Origin of the sequence: Cellulomonas sp. (assembly GCF_035634735.1) — a bacterium.
Classification (GTDB): domain Bacteria; phylum Actinomycetota; class Actinomycetes; order Actinomycetales; family Cellulomonadaceae; genus Cellulomonas.
The window spans coordinates 1-7,129 of record NZ_DASQCJ010000242.1 but is presented as its reverse complement, the minus strand read 5'-3'; the positions used below and the strand labels follow the sequence as shown (position 1 = coordinate 7,129).

At 76.4% G+C, this 7,129-nt stretch carries 8 protein-coding genes, 1 tRNA gene and 1 pseudogene; 3 read left to right on the top strand and 7 right to left on the bottom strand.

All coding sequences use genetic code 11. The annotated features are described in order from the left end of the window. Nucleotides 1-138 precede the first annotated feature (138 nt). Entirely contained in the window at nucleotides 139-378 is a 240-nt protein-coding gene (locus VER05_RS20045) for a hypothetical protein (RefSeq protein ID WP_324847065.1), read from the top strand. A 16-nt stretch (nucleotides 379-394) separates the two neighbouring features. Here the strand turns inward: VER05_RS20045 and VER05_RS20040 are convergent, their stop codons facing one another. The 3 genes from VER05_RS20040 to VER05_RS20030 all read right to left on the bottom strand — a co-directional run bounded on the left by VER05_RS20040 (nucleotide 395) and on the right by VER05_RS20030 (nucleotide 2,032). Further along, nucleotides 395-613 (bottom strand): DUF2945 domain-containing protein, encoded by a 219-nt coding sequence (locus VER05_RS20040; RefSeq protein WP_324847064.1) that lies wholly within the window; start codon nucleotides 611-613, stop codon nucleotides 395-397. Nucleotides 614-727: 114 nt separating this feature from the next. Next, nucleotides 728-1,306, bottom strand: coding sequence for an adenylyl-sulfate kinase (locus tag VER05_RS20035; RefSeq protein WP_324847063.1), 579 nt, complete (start codon nucleotides 1,304-1,306; stop codon nucleotides 728-730). 24 nt (nucleotides 1,307-1,330) lie between these two features. Beyond that, nucleotides 1,331-2,032, bottom strand: a complete 702-nt coding sequence (locus tag VER05_RS20030) for a hypothetical protein (RefSeq protein ID WP_324847062.1) — start codon at nucleotides 2,030-2,032, stop codon at nucleotides 1,331-1,333. Nucleotides 2,033-2,245: 213 nt separating this feature from the next. Between VER05_RS20030 and helR the strand changes: the two genes are divergently transcribed. Both helR and VER05_RS20020 read left to right on the top strand, forming a co-directional pair. Further along, the gene (gene helR, locus VER05_RS20025; RefSeq protein ID WP_324847061.1) at nucleotides 2,246-4,417 is read left to right on the top strand and encodes an RNA polymerase recycling motor ATPase HelR; all 2,172 of its coding nucleotides are present in this window, start codon (nucleotides 2,246-2,248) and stop codon (nucleotides 4,415-4,417) included. 42 nt (nucleotides 4,418-4,459) lie between these two features. After that, nucleotides 4,460-4,867, top strand: a complete 408-nt coding sequence (locus VER05_RS20020; RefSeq protein WP_324847060.1) for a YkvA family protein — start codon at nucleotides 4,460-4,462, stop codon at nucleotides 4,865-4,867. 71 nt (nucleotides 4,868-4,938) lie between these two features. On the opposite strand, the gene VER05_RS20015 is transcribed toward VER05_RS20020, so the two are convergent. The 4 genes and pseudogenes from VER05_RS20015 to VER05_RS20000 form a co-directional block, all read right to left on the bottom strand. Next, a complete protein-coding gene (locus VER05_RS20015; protein WP_324847059.1) occupies nucleotides 4,939-5,802 on the bottom strand; it encodes an SAM-dependent methyltransferase in 864 nt (287 codons plus the stop codon). Nucleotides 5,803-5,949: 147 nt separating this feature from the next. Continuing rightward, complete coding sequence (locus VER05_RS20010) at nucleotides 5,950-6,525, bottom strand: hypothetical protein (RefSeq protein ID WP_324847058.1); 576 nt, start codon at nucleotides 6,523-6,525, stop codon at nucleotides 5,950-5,952. An 84-nt stretch (nucleotides 6,526-6,609) separates the two neighbouring features. Next, nucleotides 6,610-6,683: transfer RNA gene (locus tag VER05_RS20005), tRNA-Pro, on the bottom strand. A gap of 50 nt (nucleotides 6,684-6,733) precedes the next feature. Then, nucleotides 6,734-7,129: pseudogene (locus tag VER05_RS20000) on the bottom strand (MFS transporter); the annotation flags it as partial.

Genomic DNA, 7,129 nt, shown 5'->3' with positions numbered 1-7,129 from the left:
GCACACCGTGCAGCGACCAACGGCCCGACCACGCGGCTGCTCCGAGGAGCAGCATCGGGAACGGCGGCGACGGCGCCGCCACCGCGGCCGACGTCCCCCGTCTCGGGGCTCGCCGGCCCCCGACGCGAGGAGGACGCGATGCGCACGGAGCACACCGACCCCCGGTACGCGGTCGAGGTCGACGACCGGCCGACGTACCGGGTCGACTTCGTCGGCGCCTACGGCACGACCGAGGAGTTCCGGATCTTCGCCGCGCCGGACCTGCCCGCGGTGCAGCGCTGGGTCGGCGACCAGGCCGCCGGTCGCGCGTACACCGTGTGGGTCGAGTACGCCGGCAGGTCCGGGGTCGGGCTCGCGCAGGTGCTGGCGTCGCGCTGACCGGCGCCTCGTCGACCTAGTCCGACGCGAGCCGGCGCAGCGCCGAGCCCTTGTGCGCCGCCCGCGCGCCGGTCTTCTCGGACTCCACGAGGTAGGCGGGCTCGTCGTCGGACGCGGTGAACTTCTGGCCGTCGTGCTGGAAGTCCGCCGTGCGGCGCTCGACGACCCGCCCCCGCGTCCGGCCCTGCGACGTGTTCCAGGACACCCGGTCCCCGACGTGGATCGGCTCGGCCATGGTGCGGGTCCTCCCGTGCGGCGGCGTGCGGTCCGGGCCAGTCGACCACGGGGCGCGCGGGGCGGCACGGCGGGCGGGTGGTGCGGCCGCGGAGCGTCCCGCACCACGGCCGCGCTACGCGTCCCAGCCCACCGCCCGGAGCACCGCCGCGGCCACCTCGGCCGGCGCGAGGCCGTCGACGTCGACGACCGCGTCCTCCACGCGCGCGTCCTCCAGGATCGCGTGCAGCTCCCCGGCTCGGTGCCGGTGCCACGCGAGCACCGACGGGTACCCGGCGTGCCGGAGGTCCAGCCGGTCCCGGACGGCCGGCACGTCCAGCCGGAGCCGGCACACCGTCAGCGGCACTCCGACGGCCTCGGCGTAGGCCGCGCGCGCCGCCCGGTCCTCCAGCACCCCGGCCAGCACGAGCCGGGCGGCGCCGCGCCGCCGGTAGACGCCGGCCACCGCCCGGAGGTTCTCCAGCTCCAGGTCCTGCTGGAACGGGTCGCCGGGCGGGGCCGGCCACGACCGGCGCAGCTCGTCCAGGTCGACCACCGCGTGCGGCACGCCGCGCTCGGCGAGCAGCTCGCCCACGTGGTCGGCGGTCGTGCTCTTGCCGGCGCCGACGGTGCCGGTGAGCAGGAGCGCGCCCGGCTCGGTGGGTGCTGCGGTCACGGGGCCGGGCACAGCGGCGGGCGGCGGCGCGGAGGTCACGGCCTCACGCTACGGCCGAGGACGTCACTTCCAGGTGACGGGAGCCGGGAAGTAGGGGTTGTCGGACGACGCGATGAACGACTGGTACGACTCGCCGTTGTACTCGGCCGACGTGACCACGGCGCCGTCCTTGGCGAGCGCGACGAAGCACGACACCAGCACGCGGGTCTCCTCGTCGTACTCCGGCAGCAGCAGGCCGCACGAGTCGCCGGGCGAGTTCAGCGAGAAGCCGCTCGTCAGGTACTCGGTGTCCGCGCCCGTGGCGTCCAGCGGGAACAGGTCGACCGTCGCGGGGTCGTAGCCCTCCGGGGTGTCGTACAGCCACTGGTGCTGCGTGATGACCGCGTACGGCGTGTAGCCCGCGAACTCCTCGGCGTTGCTGAACTGGTCGAACAGCGAGGCGTCGAGCTCGCTCACCTGGAGCACGGCGACGCCGACCCCGCCGCTGACCTCCTGGTCGCCGTAGGTCTCGGTCTGGTTCAGCCACGCGGGCTGCCCGAGCCCGAGCGCGGTGCCGGGGGCGGTGACGGCGCCGGCGGCCCCGAAGTCGACCGCCTCGACCTCGTAGTCGACGTCCAGCGGGCCGGTCTCGGCCTCGCCCGCGGCGGCGGACGCGCCCGGGGCGGGCTCGCGGTCCTTCTCCTTGGGCTCGTCCGCGGAGCAACCGGCGAGGCCGAGCGAGAGGACGAGGGCGGCGGCGGGCACGGCGAGCGAGGGCAGGCGCACGGGAAGGACCTTCCGGGGCAGGGGGTGCCTGGTGCATACACAGGCGAGACCCAGGGAACCCTAAGCCATCCGGGCGGGAGCCGCCTCCGCCACTCTCAACGTATAGCGCGGCGGGGGTCTTGCCGCAAGGCCCCCTCCCGGGCCGAGAATCCTCGGCGCACCGCCCCGCACCACCCCCGCACCACGCGCCGCCGCACGCCCCGGAGGAGCCCCGTGACCGCCACCGCCGCCCCCGCCTTCCACCTCCCCGACCGCCTCGCCGCCAAGGCCGACCCCGCCCTGATCGCCGACGACGAGCGGCGGTTCGCCGCGATCGCCGACGCCCTCGACGCCACGACCGCCGACCTGGCCGCCCGGCTCGACGCCGTGCGCCGGCAGCCCGCCGGCCGCGGTCAGCAGACCCTCGACCGGGACGCCGAGGTGCGCCGGCTGTCCGGGCGGCTCCGAGCGCTGCGCCGGTTCGGCCTCGACCTGTGCCTGGGGCGCACCACCCCGCGCGACGGCGGCGAGCCGGTGTACGTCGGCCGGCTCGGCCTCACCGACGCCGACGGGCGCCGGCTGCTCGTCGACTGGCGCTCGCCCGCCGCCGAGCCGTTCTTCGCCGCCACCCGCGCCCGGCCGATGGGGCTGGCCGCGCGGCGCCGCTACCGGTGGACCGGCGGGCGGGTCACCGACTACTGGGACGAGCTGCTCGCCGGGGACGGGCCGGACGGGGACGGGGCCGCCGCGCTGGACGACGAGTCCGCGTTCATCGCGAGCCTGGGCACCAGCCGCACCGCCCGGATGCGCGACGTCCTCGGCACCATCCAGGCCGACCAGGACGCCGTCGTGCGGGCGGGCTCGCGCGGCACCCTCGTCGTCGACGGCGGGCCCGGCACGGGCAAGACCGTCGTCGCGCTGCACCGGGCCGCCTACCTGCTGTACGCCGACCCGCTGGTCGACCACCGCCGCGGGGGCGTCCTCGTCGTCGGGCCGAGCCGGCCCTACCTCGACTACGTCGCCGACGTGCTGCCGAACCTCGGCGAGGACGGCGCCCGGACCTGCGTGCTGCGCGACCTCGTCCCCGAGGGCGCCGCGGCAGTGCCGGAGGCGGACCCGGAGGCGGCCCGCCTCAAGGGCACCCTCGCGCTGGCCCGCGCGATCGAGCCCGCCGGGCGGTTCTCGGAGCGCCCGCCGACCGACGGCCTGCTGGTCGAGACGCCGTGGGCCGACCTGTGGCTCGCCCCCGAGGACTGGGCCGAGGCGTTCGGCGCGCCCGACCCCGGCACCCCGCACAACGAGGCCCGCGACGTCATCACCGAGGCGCTGGTCGACCTGCTGGTGGACCGGGCGCGCGAGCAGGACGGCGAGATCCCGGACGACCTGCTGCGCCGGGCCCTGCGCCGGCACGACGACCTGACGGCCGCGCTGAACCGGGCGTGGCCGGTGCTCGACGCCGCCGACCTGGTCGCCGACCTGTGGTCGGTCCCGGCCTACCTGCGGCTGTGCGCCCCGTCGCTGACCCCCGAGGAGGTGAACCTGCTGCAGCGCCCCGACCCGCGCGCGTGGACCGACGCCGACCTGCCGCTGCTCGACGCCGCGCGGCACCGGCTCGGCGACCCCGCCGCGTCCCGGCGGCGGCACCGGCGGGAGGCCGAGGCGGCCGCGGAGCGGGAGTACCGCGCGCGGGTGGCGGACGACCTCATCGCCGCGGACCACGAGGGCGAGCAGGAGGGCATGCTCGACATGCTGCGGGGCGCCGACCTCGAGCACGCGCTGCTCGGCGACCCGGCGGACGCCCGCACCGGGACCGACCGGCTCGCCGGCCCGTTCGCGCACGTCGTCGTCGACGAGGCCCAGGAGCTGTCCGACGCGGAGTGGCAGATGCTGCTGCGCCGGTCGCCGGCGCGCAGCCTCACCGTCGTCGGCGACCGGGCCCAGGCGCGGCACGGGTTCGCCGAGTCGTGGGCGGACCGGCTGCGGCGCGTCGGCCTGGGCGCCCCCGTCGTGGCGTCCCTGTCGATCAACTACCGCACGCCGGTCGAGGTGATGGCCGAGGCGGCGCCGGTGATCCGCGCGGCGCTGCCCGACGCGAACGTGCCGACCTCGGTCCGGAGCACGGGCGTGCCCGTGGTGCACGGGTCGGTCGGCGACCTCGACGAGCTGCTGGCGGCCTGGCTCGCCGCGCACCCGGAGGGCGTCGCGTGCGTGATCGGCGCGGACCGGGAGGTGCCGGGCGCGCCGAGGGTCCGGTCGCTGTCGCCCGCCGCGGCCAAGGGGCTCGAGTTCGACCTCGTGGTGCTCGTCGACCCCGAGCGCTGGGGCGGGGGCGTGACCGGGGCGGTCGACCGGTACGTCGCCATGACGCGGGCGACCCAGCGGCTGGTCGTGCTGACCGGGGCGTGAGCGCGCGCGCCGCTCCGGCGGCGCGGGCGGTACGGTCCCCCCGTGCCGGACTGGGGGTGGACGCTCGTCGGCGTCCTCGGGGGCGTGCTGCTGCTGTGGCTCGCGCTCGTGGCGTCGCTCTGGGCGACCCGGCCCGACGAGCTGCGGCTGCGCGAGCTGCTCCGGCTGCTGCCCGACGTCGTCCGGCTGGTCCGGCGGCTGGCGGCCGACCGGGGCCTCGCCCGCGGGGTCCGCGTCCGGCTGTGGCTGCTGCTCGGCTACCTCGCGCTGCCGTTCGACCTCGTCCCGGACGTGATCCCGGTGCTGGGCTGGGTGGACGACGCGATCGTGGTGGCGCTGGTGCTGCGGTCGGCTGTGCGGCGCGCCGGGCCGGAGGCGCTGGTGCGGCACTGGCCCGGGTCCCCGGAGGGGCTGGCGGCGCTGCGGCGGCTGGCGCGGCTGCCGGGGTGACGCCCGGCGCGCCCGCGCGGCGCCGTCGTCGCGGCGCGGGCCCGCTCACCGCGACCCCACGCCGCCGGCCGCTAGCGAGCGGCGCGCTCCCGCAGCGCGAACACGCCCCACCCGACGTGCTCGCGCGTGAAGCGCGCGTACCGCTCGGGACCGGTCGCCAGCTCCTCGCGCACCTCCGGGGCGAGCTCGTCGCCCGGGTTCGCGTCGAGCCAGCGCCGCATCGTGAGCCACTGCGCGGCCTGGTAGCGGTCCCAGCTGTCCTGGTCGGCGAGCACCATCTCGACGACGTCGTACCCGAGGCCGCCGAGCCGGGCGAGCAGGTCGGGCAGCGGCAGGAAGTCGTCGACGTCGTCCGCCCCGCACGCCTGCGCGGCCTCCCGGTCGCCCGGCACCCGACGCCAGTACGGCTCCCCGAGGAGCATCGTCCCGCCGGGCCGCAGGCTGCGGGCGAGCAGCGCGACCGTGCCGGGGACGCCGCCGCCGACCCAGGTGGCGCCGACGCACGCGGCGAGGTCGACCGGCTCGCGGCTGACGTACCCGGAGGCGTCGCCGTGCAGGAACCGGACGCGGTCGGCCACGCCGAGCTCGTCCGCGCGGGCGCGCGCCTGCGCCGTGAACGTCGCGCTGAGGTCCACGCCCGTGCCGGTCACGCCGTGGTCCCGGGCCCAGGTGCAGAGCATCTCCCCGGATCCGCTGGCCAGGTCGAGCGCGGTCGTGCCCGGCGGCAGCCGGAGCGCCTCGCCCAGCGTCGCGTACTTCTGCGCGGTGAACGGGTTGTGGATGCGATGGGCGCTCTCGCGGACCGTGAAGATCCGCGGGATGTCCGCGTCGCGCGCCTTCGTCTCGGTTGCGTAGCCCGAGCCGTCGTCCTGCGAAGGGACCGGGTTGGAGCCGCCCGGGTGCCAGCGGTCGTGATCACCGTGCTTCGTCGTCATCGCTTCCCGTCGCCCGTGGAGGACCACCATCTGAGCGAGATCAGGTGCGGGAAGCAACCGAATACCTCGCGGCGGACCAACCGCCGAGGGTGGGGCGGAGCACCGCCGCGCGACGTGCTCGCGCGACGCCGCTGCCGCGCGACGTCGTCATCGGCCGGTCGATCGTGACCGCGCCGGGCGCCACCACCGCGCAAGGCCCGCGCGCGAGGTCGGAACAGCAGGCGTCCTGACCAAGGCGTCCAAGTCGTCCACTCCACGCGTCCGAGCAGCCCGCGCCCGCTCGTCGTGGACCTCCCCGCGCTTGGTCAGTTTCAGGAGCCCCGTTTCCTCGTCGAAGCCGATCAGCGTCACGCCGTACCGCTTGCGCATCGCGATCCAGAACCGGACACCATCGGGGCGTACCGCGGTGCTGGGCCACGCGGTCACACCGGGATACGCGGTCATGAGCGACTCGACCAGGACTGTGCCCCACCCCCTGAACTCGCTGTGGTTGGTGATCATCGTGATGCGCGGCCGGTCGCCTCGGTCCGTGAAGTCCAGCCACACGTCGCGTCCGCGTTCCCCCATGGCCTCGCGGTAGGGCTTGGTCGGTGCGATCCGGTAGAGCCACGACGCGGGGTGCCGCAGCCGGACCTCGAGCCGCTCTCCCGACGCCGCGACGATCAACCGAGCACGGGACTCGGGCAGCTCGCACGCGGCTTCGGTACCGGTCGTTGGTGCCACGTCCCTCCCTCACGTCCCGAGCCCGAGCAGCGCGTGCGGGAACGACGAAGCCCTGGTGGGATCTCTCCCACCAGGGCTTCCACGTCGGGCTGACAGGATTTGAACCTGCGACCCCTTGACCCCCAGTCAAGTGCGCTACCAAGCTGCGCCACAGCCCGATGGTCCCCGCGAGGGGACCTCGGCGGCCCCCGCAGGAGCCTCGGAAACTCTACCGTATCCGGACGGTCCCGCCGTCCCCCGCCGGCAGGTGGGCCCGCCACGCGGTCGCGACCACCACCAGGCAGACCGCCGCGACGCCCAGGCCGGCGAGGAACATCTCGGGGTACGCCCACCGCGTCGACAACCAGGCGAGCACCGCGGGCACGAAGAACCCGAGGTACGCCGCGGAGTAGTAGACGGCCGTGAGCCCGGCGAGGTCCTCCGCGGTGGCGATGCGCTGCACCTCGGACAGCCCCGCGACCAGGGCGAGCCCGTAGCCCGCGCCGAGCACCGCGGCGGCGAGCAGCACGACCGGCAGCGCGAGCGTCGCCGCCGCCCACGCCGCCAGCGCCATCCCGACGACGAGGATCGCCAGCGCCACCACCGAGGCGCGGGCGCTGTGCCG

What these genes read in the sequence shown, in the direction of transcription:
- VER05_RS20045 (WP_324847065.1), top strand. Translation starts at nt 139, where the DNA reads ATGCGCACGGAGCACACCGACCCCCGGTACGCGGTCGAGGTCGACGAC.
- VER05_RS20040 (WP_324847064.1), bottom strand. Translation starts at nt 613, where the DNA reads ATGGCCGAGCCGATCCACGTCGGGGACCGGGTGTCCTGGAACACGTCG.
- VER05_RS20015 (WP_324847059.1), bottom strand. Translation starts at nt 5,802, where the DNA reads ATGACGACGAAGCACGGTGATCACGACCGCTGGCACCCGGGCGGCTCC.